Source organism: Frankia alni ACN14a (assembly GCF_000058485.1).
Taxonomy (GTDB): domain Bacteria; phylum Actinomycetota; class Actinomycetes; order Frankiales; family Frankiaceae; genus Frankia; species Frankia alni.
The window spans coordinates 4,933,812-4,954,624 of the sequence record NC_008278.1 but is presented as its reverse complement, the minus strand read 5'-3'; the positions used below and the strand labels follow the sequence as shown (position 1 = coordinate 4,954,624).

Genomic DNA, 20,813 nt, shown 5'->3' with positions numbered 1-20,813 from the left:
GGCCCTCGGTTCGACCTCGTCCCGTAAATAAGGCACACTAGCGTTGTGAAAAACGACCACGATGCCTCGGGCGGGACGGCCGACGGCCGCACCCGCGACCGGGTCGTGCGTCTGCTGCTGGAGGGCGGGTCGGCCACCGCGGCCGAGCTGTCCCGGCAGCTCGGCGTGTCCCCGGCGGGCATCCGCCGGCACCTGGACGCCATGGTCGGGGACGGCATCATCACCCCGACCGAGAGCCGATCCCGCGAGCCGCGGGGCCGCGGCCGGCCGGCCAGGCGCTACGCCCTCACCGAGGCGGGCCACCGCGCCGGTCCGACGGCGTACTCCGATCTCGCGGCCGGTGCGCTGCGGTTCCTCGCGGAGGTCGTCGGCCCCTCGGCCGTGAGCCAGTTCGCCGAGGGCCGGGCTTCCGACCTGGAGCGTCGGGTGCGCTCCGCGGTCGTCGCGGCGCCGCCGGCGGATCGGCCGGCGGCGCTGGCCGAGGCGATGACGGCCGCCGGCTACACGGCCAGCGTCTCGGAGCTGCCGACCGGCCTGCAGATCTGCCAGCACCACTGCCCGGTCCAGTTCGTCGCGGAGCGCTTCCCGGCGCTGTGCGACGCCGAGACCGCGGCGCTCGCCCGGGTCCTCGACACCCACGTGCAGCGCCTGGCGACGATCGCCCACGGCGACGGCGTCTGCACGACGCACATCCCCGTGGGCGCGGCGCCGGGACCGGATCCGCATGGTCCGTCCGACCAGGACGTATTCCGTGCAGAAGGGTCCCGTGCCGAGGAGTCCCGTGCCGAGGGGGCCCGTGCCCAGGGGTCTCGCGACGGCGGGTTCCGTCCCGGCGGGTTCACCGCCGGCGGGTCGCAGCCGCCCGCGTCCGACCGAGACCCCGCACCCGCACCCGCGACCCCGACCTGTCCACCGTCCCCGTCTTCGGAGGGTTCCGCCCTATGACAACCTCTGCCGAGACCGCCCTCGAAGGCCTTGGTTCCTACAAGTTCGGGTGGGCCGACACCGACGCCTACGCCGACGACGTCCAGCGCGGCCTGTCCGAGGCGGTCGTCCGCAACATCTCGGCGAAGAAGTCCGAGCCGTCCTGGATGACCGACCTGCGCCTGAAGGGCCTGCGCCTGTTCGAGCGCAAGCCGATGCCGACCTGGGGCGCGGACCTCTCCGGCATCGACTTCGACAACATCAAGTACTTTGTCCGCTCGACGGAGAAGCAGGCCGCCGAGTGGGCGGACCTGCCCGAGGACATCAAGGCGACCTACGACAAGCTCGGCATCCCGGAGGCGGAGAAGCAGCGCCTCGTCTCGGGCGTCGCCGCGCAGTACGAGTCCGAGGTCGTCTACCACAAGATCCGTGAGGACCTCGAGGAGCAGGGCGTCATCTTCCTGGACACCGACTCCGGCCTGCGCGAGCACCCGGAGCTGTTCCAGGAGTACTTCGGCTCGGTCATCCCGGTCGGCGACAACAAGTTCGCCGCGCTGAACACGTCCGTGTGGTCGGGTGGGTCGTTCATCTACGTGCCCCCGGGCGTGCAGGTCGAGATCCCGCTGCAGGCCTACTTCCGGATCAACACCGAGAACATGGGCCAGTTCGAGCGGACGCTGATCATCGTCGACGAGGGTGCCTACGTGCACTACGTCGAGGGCTGCACGGCGCCGGTCTACTCCTCGGACTCGCTGCACTCGGCGGTCGTCGAGATCATCGTGAAGAAGAACGCGCGCTGCCGGTACACGACCATCCAGAACTGGTCGAACAACGTCTACAACCTGGTCACCAAGCGGGCCGCCTGCCACGAGGGCGCCACCATGGAGTGGGTCGACGGCAACATCGGCTCCAAGGTGACGATGAAGTACCCGGCCGTGTGGCTGCTCGGCGAGCACGCCAAGGGCGAGGTCCTCTCGATCGCCTTCGCCGGCCCCGGCCAGCACCAGGACGCCGGCGCCAAGATGGTGCACGCCGCGCCCCGCACGTCGTCGACGATCATCTCCAAGTCGGTGGCCCGCGGCGGCGGCCGCACCTCCTACCGCGGCCTCGTGCAGATCAACGAGGGCTCCGCGGCGTCGCGGTCGACGGTCAAGTGCGACGCGCTGCTCGTCGACACCGTCAGCCGCTCGGACACCTACCCCTACGTCGACGTGCGCGAGGACGACGCCTCCATCGGCCACGAGGCCAGCGTCTCCAAGGTCGGCGCGGACCAGCTCTTCTATCTGATGAGCCGCGGCCTGTCGGAGGAGGAGGCGATGGCGATGGTCGTGCGCGGCTTCGTCGAGCCCATCGCCCGCGAGCTGCCGATGGAGTACGCCCTCGAACTGAACCGGCTCATCGAGCTGCAGATGGAAGGCGCGGTCGGCTGATGGTCGTCATCGACGCCACCGGGCGACCCCCGATGGCCTCCGGAGCCGTGCCCCGCCCGGTGCGATCGCGCAACCCGCTCGACCACGACGTGCCCACCGGCCGCGAGGAGGCGTGGCGGTTCACCCCGCTGCGCCGCCTGCGCGGCCTGCTCACCGGCCCGGACGCCGACGGGAAGGTCTCCGTGACCGTCACCGCGCCGGCCGGGATCGCCGTGGAGCAGCTCGACGCCGCCGACCCGCGGATCGGCCGGTCGTACACGCCCGCCGACCGGGTCGCCGCGTTCGCGCTGGCCCACGCGGGCGGTGCCACGGCCGTCACCATCCCGGCCGAGGCCGCCCCGGCCGAGCCCGTGGTCGTGCACCTGCACGGCGAGAGCCCCCGGCCCGCGGCCGGCACCGCCGCCGGGATCGCCTACGGCCACCTGCTCGTCGAGGTCGGCCCGTTCGCGTCGGCCACCGTCGTGCTCGACCACACCGGCAGCGCCACCTACGCCGGCAACGTCGAGGTGTACGTCGGCCACGGCGCCTCGCTGACCTTCGTGTCCCTGCAGGACTGGGACGCGGGCGCGGTGCACGTCGGCGCGCACGCCTACTCGGTGGGCCGCGACGCGAAGCTGCGTTCGTTCACCGTGACCCTCGGCGGCGACCTGGTCCGGCTCAGCCCGACCGTCGACTACCGCGGCCCGGGCGGCGACGCCGAGCTCAACGGCGTGTTCTTCACCGACGCCGGCCAGCACCAGGAGCACCGGCTGCTCGTCACGCACACTCCGCGGTCGTGCCGCAGCCGGGTGACCTACAAGGGTGCGCTGCGCGGCGACGGAGCCCACTCGGTGTGGATCGGCGACGTCGTCATCGGCGCCGACGCGGTCGACACCGACACCTACGAGCTCAACCGCAACCTGGTGCTCACCGACGGCGCCCGCGCCGACTCGGTGCCCAACCTGGAGATCCTCACCGGCGAGGTCGTCGGGGCCGGCCACGCCAGCGCCACCGGCCGCTTCGACGACGAGGCCCTGTTCTACCTGCAGTCCCGCGGCATCCCGCCGGCCGAGGCCCGCCGGCTCGTCGTGCACGGCTTCTTCGCCGAGGTCATCGACCGCATCGAGGTCGGCGACCTGCGCGACCGGATCATGGCGTCGGTCTCGGCCCGGCTGGGCGAGACGCCGGCCGAGGACGAGCCCGCGACGGCGGCCGGAACCGGTGCTTCCGCCGGAGCCGCGGCCGGGGCCGGACGGGCGGGCGCATGACCGCCACCGCCGACTCCGCGGCCGTGCCCCGCTGGCACCGGGTGTGCGCGCTCGCCGACCTGACCGACGACACGGCGCTCGGCACCGAGATCGAGGGTGTGCCGGTGTGCGTCGTGCGCGCCGGGGAGCGCGTCTACGCGGTGCGTGACGAGTGCTCGCACGCCGACGTGCAGCTCTCCCAGGGCGAGGTCGAGGACGGCAAGATCGAGTGCTGGCTGCACGGGTCCCAGTTCGACCTGGCCAGCGGCAAGGCGCTGACCCTGCCGGCGATCGACCCGGTGCCCACCTACCCAGTGACCATCGACGGCGACGACGTGCTCGTCGACGTCGCACATTCGAACCCGGAACGAGGGTGACGGCAGCGGTGTCGACCTTGGAGATTCGTAACCTGCACGTCTCGGTCGAGACGGAAGAAGGCCCGCGCGAGATCCTGCGCGGCGTCGACCTCACCGTCCGCAAGGGCGAGACGCACGCGATCATGGGTCCGAACGGCTCGGGCAAGTCGACGCTGTCGTACTCGATCGCGGGCCACCCCAAGTACACCGTGACCGACGGCAGCATCACGCTCGACGGCGAGGACGTCCTCGCGATGGGCGTGGACGCCCGCGCCCGCGCCGGGATCTTCCTGGCGATGCAGTACCCGGTGGAGATCCCCGGGGTGTCGGTGTCGAACTTCCTGCGTTCCTCGGCCACGGCCGTGCGCGGCGAGGCGCCGAAGCTGCGCACCTGGGTCAAGGAGGTCAAGGCCTCCATGGAAGCCCTGGAGATGGACCCGTCGTTCGCCGAGCGCGGTGTCAACGAGGGCTTCTCCGGCGGCGAGAAGAAGCGCCACGAGATCCTCCAGATGGCGCTGCTCAAGCCGAAGATCGCCGTGCTCGACGAGACCGACTCCGGCCTCGACGTCGACGCGCTGCGCATCGTGTCCGGCGGCATCGAGGCCGTGCGGGCCAAGGGGGAGACGGGCATCCTGCTCATCACGCACTACACCCGCATCCTGCGCTACATCAAGCCCGAGTTCGTGCACGTCATGGCGGCCGGACGGATCGTCGACGAGGGCGGCCCGGAGCTCGCCGCCGTGCTGGAGGACTCCGGCTACGACCGCTACGTCAAGGGCGGCGGAGCCGCGGCGCCGGCGGGAGCGGGAGCGGTGTCATGACGCTCACCGAGTCGCTGGTCGCCGGCGGCACCGCGGGCACCGTGGGCGCTGCGGGCACCGCGGGCTTCGACGTCGAGCAGGTCCGCAAGGACTTCCCGATCCTGGCCCGCACGGTGCACGACGACCTGCCGCTGGTCTACCTCGACAGCGCCGCCACCTCGCAGAAGCCGCTGGCCGTCCTCGACGCCGAGCGCGCCTACTACGAGCTGCACAACGCCAACGTGCACCGCGGCATCCACGTGCTCGCCGAGGAGGCCACCGGCCTGTACGAGGCGACGCGGGACAAGGTCGCCGCGTTCGTCGGCGCGACCGACCGGCGCGAGGTCGTCTTCACGAAGAACTCCACCGAGGCGCTCAACCTCGTCGCCTACGCCATGAGCAACGCCGAGACCACCGGCGCGGAGGCGGAGCGCTTCCGGCTCGGCCCCGGCGACGAGATCGTCGTCACCGAGATGGAGCACCACTCCAACCTGGTGCCCTGGCAGATGCTCGCCCGGCGCACCGGCGCCACCCTGCGCTGGATCGGGCTGACCGACGACGGCCGGCTGAACCTCGACAACCTCGACGCGGTCATCACCGACCGGGCGAAGGTCGTCTCGATGGTCCACCAGTCGAACATCCTCGGCACGGTCAACCCGGTGGCGCGGATCGTCGCCCGGGCCCGCGAGGTCGGCGCGCTCACCGTGCTCGACGGCTCCCAGTCGGTGCCGCACATGCCGATCGACGTCGCCGCGCTCGGCGTCGACTTCCTGGCCTTCACCGGCCACAAGATGTGCGCGCCGACCGGCGTCGGGGTGCTCTGGGGGCGCTACGAGCTCCTCGAGGTCATGCCCCCGTTCCTCGGCGGCGGCGAGATGATCGAGATCGTCACGATGGAGGGGTCGACCTACGCGGCCCCGCCGCACCGCTTCGAGGCCGGCACCCCGATGATCAGCCAGGTCGTGGGGCTCGGCGCCGCCGTCGACTACCTGACGGCGCTGGGCATGCCGGCGATCGCCGCGCACGAGCACGCCGTCACCGCCTACGCCCTCGACGCGCTGGCCACCGTCCCCGGCACCCGGATCATCGGCCCGCCGACCGACGTCGACCGCGGCGGGGCGATCTCGTTCGTCCTGCACGACGACGCCGGCCGGGCGATCCACCCCCACGACGTCGGCCAGCTCCTCGACGAGCGCGGCATCGCCGTGCGCGTCGGCCACCACTGCGCCCGGCCGGTCTGCCTGCGCTTCGGCGTGCCGGCCACGACCCGGGCGTCGTTCCACCTGTACACGACGACCGGCGAGGTCGACGCGCTGGTGGAAGGTCTGCACGGGGTTCGGAGGTTCTTCTCGAGGTGAAGCTCGATTCCATGTACCAGGAGATCATCCTGGACCACTACCGCAACCCGCTGCACCGCGGCCTGCGCGACCCGTTCGACGCCGAGGTGCACCACGTCAACCCGACCTGCGGCGACGAGGTCACCCTCCGGGTGAAGGTCTCCGACGGGGTCGTCGAGGATGTCTCGTACGAGAGCGAGGGCTGCTCGATCAGCCAGGCCTCGGCGAGCGTCATGAGCGACCTGGTCATCGGCAAGAAGGTCGACGAGGCGCTGGAGCTCGAACGCGAGTTCCTGGCACTGATGCAGTCCCGGGGTACCGCGGAGGGCAACGAGGACGTGCTGGAGGATGCGGTGGCGTTCGCCGGCGTCTCCAAGTACCCCGCACGGGTAAAGTGCGCCCTGCTGTCCTGGATGGCCTGGAAGGACGCGACGGCCAAGGCCGTCGACCCGGCCGCCGGTGCCTCCGCCGCCGCGCCCCTCCCCGCCGGCGCACCCCTCGACGTACCCGAGCAGGAGAAGCCATGAGCGACGCGGTCACCGACACTCGCGCCGAGACGGCGGCGAGCGACAGCCCGGCGCCGACCGCCGACGCCACCGGCCCCGCGGCCGCCGCCGGCGGCATCGCGCCGGCCACGGTCGCGGAGCGGGCCGCGGGCCTGGAGCTCGCCGAGTTCGCCGACATCGAGGAGGCGATGCGCGACGTCGTCGACCCCGAGCTCGGCATCAACGTCGTCGACCTCGGCCTCGTCTACGGCATCCACGTCGCCGACGACAACACGGTCACCCTCGACATGACGCTGACCTCGGCGGCCTGCCCGCTGACCGACGTCATCGAGGACCAGACCCGCTCCGCGCTCGTCGACGGCCCCGACGGCCTCGTCGCCGGCGTGACGATCAACTGGGTCTGGATGCCCCCGTGGGGCCCCGACAAGATCACCGACGACGGTCGCGAGCAGCTGCGCGCCCTCGGCTTCAACGTCTGACTCGCCCAGCGAGCCGCCGCCGGTCTGGCCGGGATCATCGTCCGGCCAGACCGGGCCGCCGTCGAGCGGTCCCGTGACGTTCACCCCGAACTGGTGGCGAAGGTTCGACCCGACGTTCACCAGCTCGACGTTCACCAGCTCGACGTCCCAGCCGAGAGCCTTACGCCGGTCGCCGTGGTTGGCGATGTCGCGCTTCTCGACCTGCAGCGTTACCAGCGGACGGTGCCGGTACCCGCCCGCCGACCCTCAGCCCGTGACGCTGGGCCGTCACGCACCAGGCGCATGATCGCGCCATCATTTCGGCGGCACCGGGCAAGGCGGCGACAGGCAGCGCGTTTCGCGCGCCGGAGAAGCGGAAGCTGGGAATCTGGCCCATCTCGCCAAGCCGGCCCCTTGGCACCGGCCGGGGCCCCAGGCCCCGGCCAGGTGTTCCGCGGAACCGTGTCGTGATCAAGGTGTTCCGCGGAACCGTGTCGTGATCAAGGTGTTCCGCGGAACCGTGTCGTGATCAAGGTGTTCCGCGGAACCGTGTCGTGATCAAGGTGTTCCGCGGAACCGTGTCGTGATCAAGGTGTTCCGCGGAACCGTGTCGTGATCAAGGTGTTCCGCGGAACCGTGTCGTGATCAAGGTGTTCCGCGGAACCGTGTCGTGATCAAGGTGTTCCGCGGAACCGTGTCGTGATCAAGGTGTTCCGCGGAACCGTGTCGTGATCAAGGTGTTCCGCGGAACCGTGTCGTGATCAAGGTGTTCCGCGGAACCGTGTCGTGATCAAGGTGTTCCGCGGAACCGTGTCGTGATCAAGGTGTTCCGGCGAGGCGCAGGCCAGGGCGCTGGCCGCCGCGCTACTCGACCCCTGACAGAGCCCGGGTGCGTTTGCCGCCGGCGCCGCGCCGCGCATCACGGAGCGCCGTCTCCTGTAGTGGCACAAGATCATCGATCCGTGGGCGCACGGCTGGCCACACCCGCACGACCTGTGGAACCTGGTGCTGACCCAGTTCGCCGCGACCCACCGCGTGATCGCTCCGGATCTGCGCGGTCTCGGCGGCAGCCGCCGCGGGGCGGACCCTGATCGACCACTGCGGCCACCTCATCCCCCTGGACGCACCGGCGGAGACTCTCCGGCTCGTCCAGCCGTTCCTCGGCTGATCGCGTGGACGCGCCGTCTCGCCGTCGGCGTTGCCCGCCACGGGCCTGGCCGGAACTCGCCTTCCGGCCAGGCCGGCTCGCCATCCGATGGGCCGTGCCGATGCGACATGACATGCTACGAACAGTGAGAGGCCGTGCGGCTGAGGGAACCGCCTGATGCTGGACGTGACGACGGAACGCCGGAAAGAGGCGGGACTGGCGGAACGGACGACCTCGGCCGGCTACGACGCCGCAGTCTGGGCCGGTCTTTTCGCGCTGGTGAGCCTCTACTGGGCGCTGGGGGGCACGGTCGGCATCGACACGGTCGGTGGTCCCGTCGAGGACCATGTCCGCGACGGCGCCAGCGCCGCGTCGGCGCTGGCGTGGGGCGCGGTGGTGCTCAAGGCCGCGGGCGTGATGTTCGCGCTCGCCCTGGTCCAGCGCTGGGGTCGGGTGAGCACCGTCCTGCTGGTGGGTTACGGCGGCGTGATCGTGTGGACCGAACTGTTGGTGGTCGTCGGTGTCATCGACGCCGCCCAGGACACCGACTGGTACGCCTTCTACTGGCATCTCGCCCTCTGGGACCCCCACTTCGTGGTCTGGGGCATCCTGCTCGGCATCGCCACCCGCCATCGCGCCCGACGCGCGACCTGACGCGCCGGAGGCGAGTGGAGCTACCGGCCAGGGGTCGCCGGGCCGCTCTCTCCTGCGGCTGCCTGTGCGTTTGGGCCGGCCGCCGGCGTGGCCCGACCGGGCCGGTTCGGGGCCTGGAGTCGACCCCGTTCGGGGCAGTCGTCCGGCGGTGGTTCCTAGCCTTCCAGGCCCAGCTTGTAGGGTCGCAACAGGCGATCGGCGGAGTCATCGGTCATTCCCGGCAACGATCCCCATCCGGCGGCTTTTCCCTTTGGGCTCGGGGTGGATTCGGGGTCGTTCGGGACGCCGGGTGTGGATGTGTACCCGGCCGGGCAGGGACGTGTCGGCCCGCGGATCGCCCCGCAGACCATGCCATGAGACGGGAGCAAGTCTGTGCCGAGTCCGCGGGTCCTCGGCCTGGTGCTGGCCGGGGGGGCCGGGCGGCGGCTGGCGCCGCTGACGGCCGATCGGGCCAAGCCCGCCGTTCCCTTCGGTGGGTTGTACCGGCTGATCGACTTCGTGTTGTCCAACCTGGTCAACGCCGGCTATCTGCGGATCGCCGTGCTCACCCAGTACAAGAGCCACAGCCTCGACCGGCACATCACCACGACGTGGCGGATGAGCAACCTGCTGGGCAACTACGTCACCCCGGTGCCGGCGCAGCAGCGCCTCGGCCCCCGGTGGTTCGCCGGCAGCGCCGACGCCATCCACCAGTCGCTGAATCTCGTCCACGACGACAACCCGGACATCGTCGTCGTCTTCGGCGCCGACCACGTCTACCGGATGGATCCCCGGCAGATGGTCGCCCAGCATCTCGACTCCGGCGCCGGGGTGACCGTCGCCGGGTTACGGGTGCCGCGCGCGGAGGGCCGGTCGTTCGGGGTCATCCAGACCGGCCGGGACGGGCGGATCATCGAGGCGTTCCTGGAGAAGCCCGCCGACCCGCCCGGCCTGCCGGGCAGCCCGGAAGAGACGTTCGCGTCCATGGGCAACTACGTCTTCTCCACCGACGTGCTCATCGACGCGCTGCGCAAGGACGCCGCCGACGAGGACAGCCGGCACGACATGGGCGGCGACATCATCCCGATGCTCGTCGCGCAGCGCGCCGCGGCCGTCTACGACTTCAGCGACAACGTCGTGCCCGGCACGACCGCCCGCGACCGCGGGTACTGGCGCGACGTCGGCACGCTCGACTCCTACTTCGACGCGCAGATGGACCTGTGCGCGCTCGACCCGGTGTTCAACCTGTACAACCGCGAGTGGCCGATCTTCACCAGCGTGCCGTCGCTGCCGCCGGCCAAGTTCGTCCACGACGATCCGCGGCGCACCGGCATCGCGATCAACAGCATCGTCAGCAACGGGGTGATCGTCTCCGGCGGCACGGTGCGCTCCGCGGTGCTCTCGCCGGGCGTGCGGATCAACTCCTGGGCCGAGGTCGACCGCGCGGTCGTCCTGGACAACGCCGTCGTCGGGCGCGGCGCCGTCGTCCGCGACGCGATCCTCGACAAGAACGTCCACGTCCCGCCGGGCGCCCAGGTCGGCGTCGACAAGGACCGCGACCGCGCCCGCGGCTATACCGTCAGCGAACGCGGCATCACCGTGGTCGGCAAGGGCGTCACCGTCACCGACTGACCGCGCCACCACTGCACCCGCGCCACCTCCACCCACTCGTCCACCCCGTCGATGGAGAGACAGTCCATGCGCGTCGCGCTGCTCACCCGCGAGTTCCCCCCGGACGTCTACGGCGGGGCGGGTGTGCACGTCGAGTACCTGGCCCGCGAACTCGCCCGGCTCGTCGACCTCACCGTGCACCGGGAGGCCGGCGGGCAGCGGGAGGTGGCCGGCGGTGATGACCGGTCCGTGCTGGAGGCGGCCGGCGGGCCGGGCGTCGCCGCGGTGCGCGCCCACCCGAGCTGGGCGGCGCTCGCCGGCTCCGACGACGTGCTGCGCACCCTGTCGATGGAGCTGTCGATGGCGGCGGTGGCCGCCGGTGCGGACGTGATCCACTCCCACACCTGGTACACGAACCTCGGCGGCCACCTCGCCGCCCTGCTCGGCGGCGTCCCGCACGTGATGACGTCGCACTCGCTGGAGCCGCGCCGGCCGTGGAAGGCCGAGCAGCTCGGCGGCGGCTACCGGCTGTCGTCGTGGTCCGAGCGGATCGCCATCGAGTCGGCGGCGGCGGTGGTCGCGGTGAGCGCCGGGATGCGCGCGGACATCCTCGACGCCTACCCGGCGGTCGACCCGGCGCGGGTGCACGTGATCCGCAACGGCATCGACACCGACGAGTACCGGCCCGATCCGGCGACCGACGTCCTCGAACGGCACGGGGTCGACCCGGAGCGGCCCACGGTGATCTTCGTGGGGCGGATCACCCGGCAGAAGGGGCTGCCGGTGCTGCTGCGCGCCGCGGCGGCCATCGACCCGCGGGCGCAACTCGTGCTCTGCGCCGGCGCCCCGGACACCCCGGAACTGCTCGCGGAGACCACCGCGCTGGTCGACGGGCTGCGCGTCGAGCGCGGCGGCGTCGTCTGGCTGAACGGGATGCTGAGCAAGCCCGAGGTCATCCAGCTCCTCAGCCACGCCACCGTGTTCGTCTGCCCGTCGGTGTACGAGCCGCTGGGCATCGTCAACCTGGAGGCGATGGCCTGCTCCACCGCCGTCGTCGCCTCCCGCGTCGGCGGCATCCCGGAGGTCGTCGACGACGGCGTCACCGGGCTGCTCGTTCCGCCGGACGAGCCGAAGGCGCTCGCCGACGCCGTCAACACCGTGCTCGCCGACCCCGCGCGGGCCGCGGCGATGGGCCGCGCCGGCCGGGAGCGGGCGGTCGGCGAGTTCGCCTGGGCGGCCGTCGCCGAGCGCACCGCGGCCCTGTACGACTCCGTGGCCGGCCGTTAACCGAACGTGGGACGGGGAGCCCGCCGCCCGGCGGATCCCCTCAGGCCTGGCCGGTGTGGCCGCGGATGACGTCGTCGACGTCGTCCGCCGTGGCTGCGCGCCGCAGCCACAGATCCAGCAGGTCGATGTCGACGCACTCCAGGATCCGCCGACGAACCGCCTCGGGCACGGGGACCCCGCGGCTGTCCAGCACGAGCAGCACCGCCTTCGCCTCGCCGCGAGCCTCCCCGCGGGCTTCTCCGCGAGCCTCCCCGCGGGCTTCTCCGCGGGCTTCTCCGCGTGCGTCGATCTCGTTGTAGCGTTCGTAGTGGTAGCGCCGTCCGACGGCAGTCGTCATGAGGAAAGCCTCCCATCGGTCGCGGGCCGCCTGAGGCAGCCGACCCACGGTCACATCATCGTAGAAGATCTTTTTCTCGGGTTCCAGCGCGTCCAGCGCCGCGAGCAGCGCCGGGAACATCACGTCGATGTCGGCGTCGTCAAGGTGGCACGTCGCCGCAAACAGCGCGGACGCCGGCCGCGCCGTCGCCTGCTCGACGTCCGGGAGCAGCGGAACGTCGTCGGCGGTGAACATCCGCGGAGACAGCCGCGCCCCGCTGTGGGTGTCCGCGGCGATCTGGTCGCGGTACCAGCGGGCGACCGCCGGATCCGGCACGAACACCACCAGGGAGGCCGTCACCCGGAACTCGGTCTCCAGATGACCGACATACAGCTTCCACGACCCCAGCTTGCGCGCGTCACGGCCGCGCTGAACCTCGTAGACGGTGCCCCGTACCGGGATGTCCTCCGCGTCGCAGTACAGCACCATCGCGTCGGCGAGAAAGGTCTGCGGCCGCACATGGGGGTCGTGCAGCCGGGCGTGGTCGAACGCGGGCGCGTCCGCACCGCCGAGCAGCTCCGTCTGGACCCAGTCGGGCAGGGCGGGATCGAGCCGGAGGAGCTCAAGCGGTAACTCGTGGGCGGAAGTGGGCATGCCGCCACCATGCCAGGCAGGTGTGACAGATCTGGCGCGTCACGTCACCGCAGACCACGTCACCCGGGGTGTGCTGGCGGTACGTGTGCCGGCGGTGACGCTGCCGGCCCGCATGGGTGGTCAGCGCTGCCAGGCGGTCTCGGACACGGGGGAGCGGCCCAGCAGGGGGCGCCACCAGGCCTCGTTCTCCTTGTACCAGGCGATCGTGGAGCGCATCCCCTCGCTGAAGTCGATCAGCGGCGACCAGCCGAGCTCCGTGCGCAGCTTGGTGGAGTCCAGCAGGTAGCGGCGGTCGTGGGAGGGCCGGTCGGGCACGATCGTCTTCAGTGACGCCGGCAGGCCGAGCTCGGCGAGGACGGTGTCGGCGATGGTCTCGATGTCGGCCTCGACCCCGGAGCCGACGTGGTAGGTCTCGCCGACGCGGCCGCGGTCGAGCACGGCGTCGATCGCCCGGCAGTGGTCCATCACGTGCAGCCACTCGCGCCGGTTCGTCGTCGAGGCGTACAGGGGGAGCTGCTCGCCCTGTAGCGCGCGGGTCACGAACAGCGGGATGACCTTCTCCGGGAACTGGTACGGCCCGTAGTTGTTCGAGCAGTTGGTGATCGTGACCGGCAGGTCGTAGGTGTAGCCGTAGGCGCGCACGGCGTGGTCGCCGCCGGCCTTCGCCGCGTTGTACGGGGTGCGCGGCAGGTAGGGGGCGTCCTCGGTGAAGGCCCCCGGGTCGTTGAGGTCCATGTCCCCGTAGACCTCGCAGGTGGAGATCTGGTGGAAGCGGGCGACCCCGACCGTGCGGGCCGCCTCCAGCAGCGTCTGCGTGCCCGTCACGTTCGTCGAGAAGAAGTCGCCCGGTCGGATGATCGCCAGGCTGTTGTGCGACTCGGCGGCGAAGTTCACGATCACGTCGACGGTGTGCTCGCGCAGTGTGGACTCGATGAGCTCGCGGTCGCGGATGTCGCCGTGGACGAAGGTGATGCGCTCGGCGAGGTCGTCGAGGTTCTCCCGGCAGCCCGCGTAGGTCAGGGCGTCGAGCGCCACGACGGCGTCCGCGGGGTGCCGCTCGCGCCAGTAGCGGACGAAGTTCGACCCGATGAACCCGGCGGCTCCGGTCACCAGCAGCGTCGACATCGTTCGGCCTTTCGGTCGGCCCGCGTGCTTCGGCGCACGCGGTGGGATGGGCGGTCGGCGGCCATGGTCTCGCGGCCCGGGCCGAGCGGACTCAAGTCTGCCTGGTACGCGCCGCGGCGGTCCGCGCCGGGTTGGCCGGGAGGGCCGGGAGGGCCGGGGGTCCCCGCCCGCACCATCCGGTGACGGTGAACGTCCCCGTCCAGGTCCGTGACGTCATGTCGTGGTAACACGCGCAAATTACGCTCCGGCCTGTGGCGGACCTGTTCGAGGGTTATCCGGCGGAAGCGGCGGCCACGGCGGCCTGGGACGAGGTGTTCGAGGCCTCGAACACCCCCCGGGACGTGTACGCCGCCCTCTATGACGCGTTGCAACCCCTCAGCAGCGCAGATCTCGCGGCCCGCAAGGTCGCCCTGGACCGGGCGTTCCGGGACGCGGGCATCACCTTCAACCTCTTCGGTGAGGAGCGGCCGTTTCCCCTGGACCTCGTGCCGCGGCTGCTCGACGGCGACGAGTGGGACGTCATCGAGCGCGGCGTCACCCAGCGCGTCCAGGCGCTGGAGGCGTTCCTGGCGGACGTCTACGGGCCGGCCGAGGTGCTCGCCGACGGCATCGTGCCGCGCCGGCTCGTGCTGACCAGCGCCCACTTCCACCGCGCGGCCCACGGCATCGACCCGCCGAACGGGGTGCGGGCGCACGTGTCCGGGATCGACCTCATCCGCGACGAGCAGGGCGGCTTCCGCGTCCTGGAGGACAACGTCCGGGTGCCGTCGGGGGTCAGCTACGTGATCGAGAACCGCCGGGCGATGACCCGGGTCTTCCCGGAGCTGTTCGCCACCCACCGGGTGCGCCCGGTCGCCGACTACGCGACCCACCTGCTGCACGCGCTGCGTGCCGCCGCCCCGCCGGAGGTCGCCGACCCGACGGTGGTCGTGCTCACCCCGGGCGTCTACAACTCCGCCTACTTCGAGCACGCGCTGCTGGCCCGACAGATGGGCGTGGAGCTGGTCGAGGGCCGCGACCTGACGGTGCGCGACAACAAGGTCACCATGCGGACCACCGAGGGCGAGCAGCCGGTGCACGTCGTCTACCGCCGGGTGGACGACGACTGGCTCGACCCGCTGCACTTCCGGCCGGAGTCGATGGTCGGCTGCGCCGGCCTGGTCAACGCCGCCCGCGGCGGGCACGTGACGATCGCCAACGCGGTCGGCAACGGGGTCGCCGACGACAAGCTGATGTACACCTACGTCCCCGAGCTCATCCGGTACTACCTCGGCGAGGAGCCGATCCTGCCGAACGTCGACACCTACCGGCTGGAGGACCCCGACCAGCGGGCCCACGTCCTCGACCACCTGGACACCCTCGTCGTCAAGCCGGTCGACGGTTCCGGTGGCAAGGGCATCGTCATCGGGCCCCAGGCGAGCGACGCCGAACTCGCCGAGCTGCGGGTGCGGGTCAGCGAGGACCCCCGCGGCTGGATCGCCCAGCGGGTCGTCAAGCTCTCGACGTCGCCGACGCTGACCGACGACCGCCTCGGCCCCCGGCACGTGGACCTGCGCCCGTTCGCCGTCAACGACGGCACCAAGGTGTGGGTGCTGCCCGGCGGGCTGACGCGGGTCGCGCTGCCGCGGGGCAGCCTGGTCGTCAACTCCAGCCAGGGCGGCGGCTCCAAGGACACCTGGGTGCTCGCCGCCGAGCGCAACCCGCGAGAACCGGCGCTGCCGATGGCCCGCCCACCCGGTGCCGCCGCCCGCCCCGCCAGCGGCCCGGACCACGGTCCGGTCTCCTCCGACCAGCAGCAGCAGCAACAACAGCAGAACCAGGCCGGCCCCGCGGCCGCCGCCGGGATCGCCGGTGCCGCTGCGACCGCCGTGACCGCTGCGACCGCCGTGACCGCCGCGACTGCTGTGACCGCCGGGAGCTCGGGATGCTGAGCCGGATCGCCGAGTCGCTGTTCTGGATCGGCCGCTACGTGGAGCGGGCCGAGTCCACCGCCCGCATCCTCGACGTACACGTCCACCGGGTGCTGGAGGACCCCTGGCTCGACGCGGGTTCCGCCGGCCGCGAGCTGCTCGCCGTCATGGGCCAGCCCGCGACCTTCCACCAGCAGGTCGACTCCCGCACGGTGACCGAGACCCTCGCCTACGACCCGGCGCGGCCGTTCAGCATCACCGGGGCGCTCTCGGCGGCCCGGGAGAACGCCCGCAGCGCGCGCGTGGTCGTCTCCAGCGACGTCTGGGAATGCCTCAACGCCACCTGGAACGACCTGCCGCACACCGAGGAGCTGGCCCGCCGGCTCGGCCCGCACGTGTTCTTCCGCTACGTCCGCGAGCGCACCGCGATGCTCGCCGGGCTCGTCGACGCCACCCTCGCCCGCGACGACGGCTGGCGGTTCCTGGTGCTCGGCCGCAGCCTGGAACGCGTCGACATGACCTCCCGGCTGCTGTCGTCGAGCATCAGCGACGACCCGCACTCGCAGAGCTGGATCAGCCTGCTGCGCTCCTGCGGCGCGCACGAGGCGTACCTGCGGACCTACCGGCGCGCCGTCGACGCCGCCCGGGTCGCCGAGTTCCTGCTGCTCGACCGGCTGTTCCCGCGCTCGGTGTACTGGTCGCTGGCGCTGGCCGAGGACATCCTCGCCGAACTCGACGGGGGCCGCGGCCGACCCCGGTCCACCGTGGACGACGCCGCCCGGCGCACCGTCGGGCGGACCCGCACGGAGCTGGAGTTCCACAGCGTCGCCGAACTCGTGGAGAACATGCCGGACCTGCTCGCCTCCCTGCAGAGCACCTGCTCGTCGGTCAGCGCCGAGGTGACGGCCCGCTACTTCGCCCGGGAGGCGCCGCGGTCCTGGGCGATGGAGGTGCCGGCGTGAACCGGCCGTCGCGGCTGACCCGCCCGGCCAGTCCCACCCGGGTGGTCCGCCCGGCCAGGGGCGACGGCGCGGCCCGGTGGACGCGGCGGGCCCCGGCGCCGCGCCGGGGGCGGCCGGCGAGCCCGACCCGCTCGATGGGCCCGACCCGGCCCACCCGACCCACCCGAGGGGACTCCTGGTGAGCTGGCAGATCCGCATCGAGCACTCGACGGGCTACCGCTACGCCAGCCCCGTGCTGTCCTCCTACAACGAGGTCAGGATCATCCCGCAGACCGCCGCGTCCCAGCTCACGCTGGAGGCCACGGTCCGCACCGAACCGGCGGCGACCACCTACCGCTACTGGGACTACTGGGGCACCCAGGTCACCGCGTTCGACCTGCACACCCCCCACACCGAGCTCGTCGTCACCGGCCGGTCGATCGTGCAGACCGCCGCGGCACCGCACCCCCCGACCGACGTCCCCACCTGGGAGCGGCTGGGCGCCGACCCGGTCGCGGACGAGTTCGTCGAGTACCTGCGCCCCTCGGCGTCCACCCCGGAGCACCCCGAGCTCGCCGCCGCCGCCCGCGACCTGGCCGCCCGCCACGGGCCGCGGGAGTTCATCCCCGCCGTCGGCGACTGGGTCCGCGAGCGGCTCGCCTACCGGACCGGCACCACCGGTGTGCACACCTCCGCGGTGGAGGCGTGGCGCCGCGGCGAGGGCGTCTGCCAGGACTTCGCGCACCTCGCCCTGGTCCTGATGCGGGCGGCGGGCATGCCGGCGCGCTACGTCTCCGGCTACCAGCACCCCTCCGCCACGGCGGAGGTCGGCGAGACCGTCGAGGGGCAGTCGCACGCCTGGGTGGAGGGCTGGCTCGGCCGGTGGTGGGGCTTCGACCCGACCAACGCGGTCCCCGCCGGCGAGCAGCACGTGGTCGTCGCCCGCGGTCGCGACTACAACGACGTCCCGCCCGTGCGCGGCGTCTTCTCCGGCGGCACCTCGACCTCCCTCGGTGTCACCGTCGCCGTGACCCGCCTGGCCTGACCCCGCCGGCGGCGACCCCGCGGCCCGAGGGTGTCGCGGCCCGAGGGCGTCGCGGTGGGGAGACGTCGCGGTGGGGAGGCGTCGTGGTGTGCGGGGCGTCGGGGTGTGCGGGGCGTCAGGGCGTGCGGGGCGTCGGGGCGTGAGGACGTCGCCACGTGGGGACGTCGCCCCGCAGGAACGGCACCGTAGTCTGGACGGCATGCGCATCGCCGTGTCGTGATCGGATGATGTCCCGCCCCGGTGGCGTTTCCACCGCCGTCCGTAGCCGTCTGACGTCACCACGGCGTCGCCCCCGAAAGAGGCCCAACCTCAATGATCATCGTGTCCGAGCTCGAACTGCGCGCCGGAGCCCGCACCCTGATCGAGCCCGTCTCCTTCCGGGTGCAGCAGGGCGACCGGATCGGTCTGGTCGGGCGCAACGGCGCGGGTAAGACGACGCTGCTGAAGGTGCTGGCGCGGGAGGGCATTCCGTTCGCCGGCGGCGTCGACGTCCGCGGGGAGCTGGGCTACCTCCCGCAGGACCCGCGCGCCGGCGACCCGACCGACACCGCCCGCGACCGGGTGTTGTCCGCCCGCGGCCTCGACGTGCTGCTGCGCGAGATGGAGAAGCTGCAGCTGGAGATGGCCGAGCTGGTCGACGCGAAGGCGCGGGACGCGGCGATTCGCCGCTACGGCAGCCTGGAGGAGCGCTTCGGCACCCTCGGCGGGTACGCCGCCGAGGCGGAGGCGGCGCGGATCTGCTCGTCGCTGGGCCTGGCCGACCGGGTGCTCGCCCAGCCCATCGGCACGCTCTCCGGCGGGCAGCGCCGCCGGGTCGAGCTGGCCCGGATCCTGTTCGCCGGGTCCGGCAGCTCGGATGCGACGCTGCTGCTCGACGAGCCGACGAACCACCTCGACGCCGACTCCATCGTCTGGCTGCGTGACTTCCTGCGTGCGCACAACGGCGGCCTCGTCGTCGTCAGCCACGACGTCGACCTGCTCGACCGGTGCGTCAACAAGGTCTTCCACCTCGACGCCAACCGCGCCGCCCTCGACGTCTACAACGTCAACTGGAAGACCTACCTCAACCAGCGGGAGCTCGACGAGCGGCGCCGTAAGCGGGAACGCGCCAACGCCGAGAAGAAGATCGACTCGCTGAAGGCGCAGGCCGACAAGATGCGGGCGAAGGCGACCAAGGCCCGCGCCGCCCACCAGATGGACCGCCGCGCCGAGCGGCTGGCCGCCGGCCTCGCCGACGTCCGCGTCGCCGACCGGGTGGCGAAGCTGCGCTTCCCGGACCCGGCACCCTGCGGGCGCACCCCGTTGACCGCCAGCGGCCTGTCGAAGTCCTACGGTTCGCTGGAGGTGTTCACCGACGTCGACCTGGCGATCGACCGGGGGTCGAGGGTGGTCGTCCTCGGGCTCAACGGCGCCGGCAAGACGACGTTGCTGCGCATCCTCGCCGGTCAGGAGCGCGCCGACACCGGCGAGGTGCATCCGGGGCACGGCCTGCGGCTGGGTTACTACGCGCAGGAGCACGAGACGCTGGACACCGACCGCTCCGTGCTCGACAACATGCGGGCCGCCGCACCGGGCACCTCCGACGTGGAGCTGCGGCGCATCCTCGGCGCGTTCCTGTTCAGCGGTGACACCGTCGAGCAGCGCGCGCAGACGCTCTCCGGCGGCGAGAAGACCCGCCTGGCGTTGGCCGGCCTGGTGTGCAGCTCGGCGAACGTGCTGCTGCTCGACGAGCCGACGAACAACCTCGACCCCGCCTCCCGGGACGAGGTGCTCGCCGCGCTGACCACCTACAAGGGCTCCGTGGTGCTCGTCACGCACGACCCGGGCGCGGTCGAGGCGCTCGATCCGCAGAAGGTGCTGATGCTGCCCGACGGCGTCGAGGACAACTGGTCACCCGATCTGATGGAGCTCATCACCCTGGCGTGAGGTCACCCTGGCGTGATGCCCGCCGGGCGGCCGGTCGCGGCGTCCGGGCGGCCGCGAGGTCGGGGCGTCCGCGCCACCGGGCCCGCGCGCACCCGCCGCACGGCCGGCGGGTCGGACTTGCCAGACTGGGACGTCAGGTCGGAGGGGACACCGGCCTGACCCGAAGTGGAGAGTCTTTGTGAGTACGCAGGGCGGCACCAAGGCGGTTCTGGCGGCGCTGGCCGCCAATCTGGGCATCGCGGTGACGAAGTTCGTGGCGTTCCTGCTCACGCAGTCGTCGTCGATGCTCGCCGAATCCATTCACTCGGTCGCCGACTCCGGCAACCAGGGTCTGCTGCTGCTCGGCCAGCGCAAGTCGGCCAGCCCGCCGGACGAGGAGCACCCCTTCGGGTACGGCCGCGCGCGGTACATCGCCGCCTTCCTCGTCGCCATCGTGCTGTTCAGCGTCGGCGGGCTGTTCTCCGTCTACGAGGGAGTCGAGAAGCTGCGCCATCCGCACGAGCTGGAAAGCGGCCTCATCGCCGTCGTCATCCTGGTGATCGCCGTCGGGCTCGAGTCCTACTCGCTGTCCACCGCGGTCCGCGAGTCGAGCAAGACCAGAGGAGACCGCTCCTGGTGGCAGTTCATCCGGGAGGCGCGCGCCCCGGAGCTGCCGATCGTCCTGCTCGAGGACCTCGCCGCCGAGCTGGGGCTGATCTTCGCTCTGCTCGGCGTCGGGCTGACCCTGCTGCTCGACGATCCCATCTGGGACGGCGCCGGCACCCTGGCCATCGGCATCCTGCTGCTCGTCGTCGCGGTGCTCGTCGCGACCGAGGCGTACGGCATGCTTGTCGGGGAGGCCGCGACCCCGCAGGCCGTCGCGACGATCCGCGGCACGCTCGCCGCCGCACCCGGGGTGACGAAGGTCATCCACCTGCGGACCCTGCACCTGGGCCCGGACGAGTTGCTCGTCGCCGCCAAGATCGGGATTGCGCCGACGGCGACGATGCGGGAGGTCGCCGCGACCATCGACGGCGCCGAGGAGGCGCTGCGGGCGTCCCTGACGGTCCCGATGCGGATCTTCCTGGAGCCGGACATCCCCCGCGACGCGCTGCCCCGACCGGCCGCGAGCGGCACCGAGGCGACCTCCGCACCTGCCTGACGCCGTCCGCCGGCGCCGTCGGGCTCGGAGCCGGTCGCGG

General features: G+C 72.1%; 18 protein-coding genes. 16 read left to right on the top strand and 2 right to left on the bottom strand.

Annotated features, from left to right (window positions below):
• Nucleotides 1-45 precede the first annotated feature (45 nt).
• The 11 genes from FRAAL_RS19955 (at nt 46) to glgA (ending at nt 11,715) form a co-directional block, all read left to right on the top strand.
• A complete protein-coding gene (locus FRAAL_RS19955; protein ID WP_011605681.1) occupies nt 46-945 on the top strand; it encodes a helix-turn-helix transcriptional regulator in 900 nt (299 codons plus the stop codon).
• A complete protein-coding gene (sufB, locus tag FRAAL_RS19950; protein WP_011605680.1) occupies nt 942-2,354 on the top strand; it encodes a Fe-S cluster assembly protein SufB in 1,413 nt (470 codons plus the stop codon). Before FRAAL_RS19955 ends, sufB begins: the two co-directional genes overlap by 4 nt.
• On the top strand, nt 2,354-3,601 hold the full coding sequence (sufD, locus tag FRAAL_RS19945; RefSeq protein ID WP_041939535.1) for a Fe-S cluster assembly protein SufD: 1,248 nt from the start codon (nt 2,354-2,356) through the stop codon (nt 3,599-3,601). Before sufB ends, sufD begins: the two co-directional genes overlap by 1 nt.
• Nucleotides 3,598-3,957 carry a non-heme iron oxygenase ferredoxin subunit gene (locus FRAAL_RS19940; protein WP_011605678.1) on the top strand — a complete coding sequence of 120 codons (360 nt, stop codon included), beginning with the start codon at nt 3,598-3,600 and terminating at the stop codon, nt 3,955-3,957. The genes sufD and FRAAL_RS19940 overlap by 4 nt, the downstream gene beginning before the upstream one ends.
• 8 nt (nt 3,958-3,965) lie before the next feature.
• Entirely contained in the window at nt 3,966-4,757 is a 792-nt protein-coding gene (sufC, locus tag FRAAL_RS19935) for a Fe-S cluster assembly ATPase SufC (RefSeq protein ID WP_173402698.1), read from the top strand.
• Nucleotides 4,754-6,094: a cysteine desulfurase gene (locus FRAAL_RS19930; protein WP_011605676.1), complete on the top strand. Its 1,341-nt coding sequence runs from the start codon at nt 4,754-4,756 to the stop codon at nt 6,092-6,094. The genes sufC and FRAAL_RS19930 overlap by 4 nt, the downstream gene beginning before the upstream one ends.
• On the top strand, nt 6,091-6,600 hold the full coding sequence (gene sufU, locus FRAAL_RS19925) for a Fe-S cluster assembly sulfur transfer protein SufU (protein ID WP_041939533.1): 510 nt from the start codon (nt 6,091-6,093) through the stop codon (nt 6,598-6,600). Before FRAAL_RS19930 ends, sufU begins: the two co-directional genes overlap by 4 nt.
• Nucleotides 6,597-7,058, top strand: a complete 462-nt coding sequence (locus tag FRAAL_RS19920; protein ID WP_011605674.1) for a metal-sulfur cluster assembly factor — start codon at nt 6,597-6,599, stop codon at nt 7,056-7,058. Before sufU ends, FRAAL_RS19920 begins: the two co-directional genes overlap by 4 nt.
• Nucleotides 7,059-8,361: 1,303 nt before the next feature.
• The gene (locus tag FRAAL_RS19915; RefSeq protein WP_011605673.1) at nt 8,362-8,838 is read left to right on the top strand and encodes a DUF3995 domain-containing protein; all 477 of its coding nucleotides are present in this window, start codon (nt 8,362-8,364) and stop codon (nt 8,836-8,838) included.
• A gap of 372 nt (nt 8,839-9,210) precedes the next feature.
• Entirely contained in the window at nt 9,211-10,449 is a 1,239-nt protein-coding gene (gene glgC / locus FRAAL_RS19910) for a glucose-1-phosphate adenylyltransferase (RefSeq protein WP_011605671.1), read from the top strand.
• Between the two features lie 66 nt (nt 10,450-10,515).
• The gene (gene glgA, locus FRAAL_RS19905; RefSeq protein ID WP_041939532.1) at nt 10,516-11,715 is read left to right on the top strand and encodes a glycogen synthase; all 1,200 of its coding nucleotides are present in this window, start codon (nt 10,516-10,518) and stop codon (nt 11,713-11,715) included.
• 40 nt (nt 11,716-11,755) lie between these two features.
• Here glgA and FRAAL_RS19900 read toward each other — a convergent pair whose 3' ends face one another.
• Both FRAAL_RS19900 and rfbB read right to left on the bottom strand, forming a co-directional pair.
• A complete protein-coding gene (locus FRAAL_RS19900; protein WP_011605669.1) occupies nt 11,756-12,685 on the bottom strand; it encodes a hypothetical protein in 930 nt (309 codons plus the stop codon).
• A gap of 120 nt (nt 12,686-12,805) precedes the next feature.
• Nucleotides 12,806-13,810: a dTDP-glucose 4,6-dehydratase gene (rfbB, locus tag FRAAL_RS19895; RefSeq protein WP_011605667.1), complete on the bottom strand. Its 1,005-nt coding sequence runs from the start codon at nt 13,808-13,810 to the stop codon at nt 12,806-12,808.
• A 251-nt stretch (nt 13,811-14,061) separates the two neighbouring features.
• On the opposite strand from rfbB, the gene FRAAL_RS19890 reads away from it, so the two are divergent.
• The 5 genes from FRAAL_RS19890 to FRAAL_RS19870 all read left to right on the top strand — a co-directional run bounded on the left by FRAAL_RS19890 (nt 14,062) and on the right by FRAAL_RS19870 (nt 20,773).
• Nucleotides 14,062-15,741, top strand: coding sequence for a circularly permuted type 2 ATP-grasp protein (locus tag FRAAL_RS19890; protein WP_011605665.1), 1,680 nt, complete (start codon nt 14,062-14,064; stop codon nt 15,739-15,741).
• Nucleotides 15,735-16,682: an alpha-E domain-containing protein gene (locus FRAAL_RS19885; RefSeq protein ID WP_011605664.1), complete on the top strand. Its 948-nt coding sequence runs from the start codon at nt 15,735-15,737 to the stop codon at nt 16,680-16,682. The genes FRAAL_RS19890 and FRAAL_RS19885 overlap by 7 nt, the downstream gene beginning before the upstream one ends.
• Before the next feature lie 178 nt (nt 16,683-16,860).
• On the top strand, nt 16,861-17,706 hold the full coding sequence (locus FRAAL_RS19880; RefSeq protein WP_041940775.1) for a transglutaminase family protein: 846 nt from the start codon (nt 16,861-16,863) through the stop codon (nt 17,704-17,706).
• Between the two features lie 312 nt (nt 17,707-18,018).
• Nucleotides 18,019-19,632 (top strand): ABC-F family ATP-binding cassette domain-containing protein, encoded by a 1,614-nt coding sequence (locus FRAAL_RS19875; RefSeq protein WP_011605662.1) that lies wholly within the window; start codon nt 18,019-18,021, stop codon nt 19,630-19,632.
• Nucleotides 19,633-19,810: 178 nt separating this feature from the next.
• Nucleotides 19,811-20,773: a cation diffusion facilitator family transporter gene (locus FRAAL_RS19870; RefSeq protein WP_011605661.1), complete on the top strand. Its 963-nt coding sequence runs from the start codon at nt 19,811-19,813 to the stop codon at nt 20,771-20,773.
• The last annotated feature ends 40 nt before the right edge of the window (nt 20,774-20,813 follow it).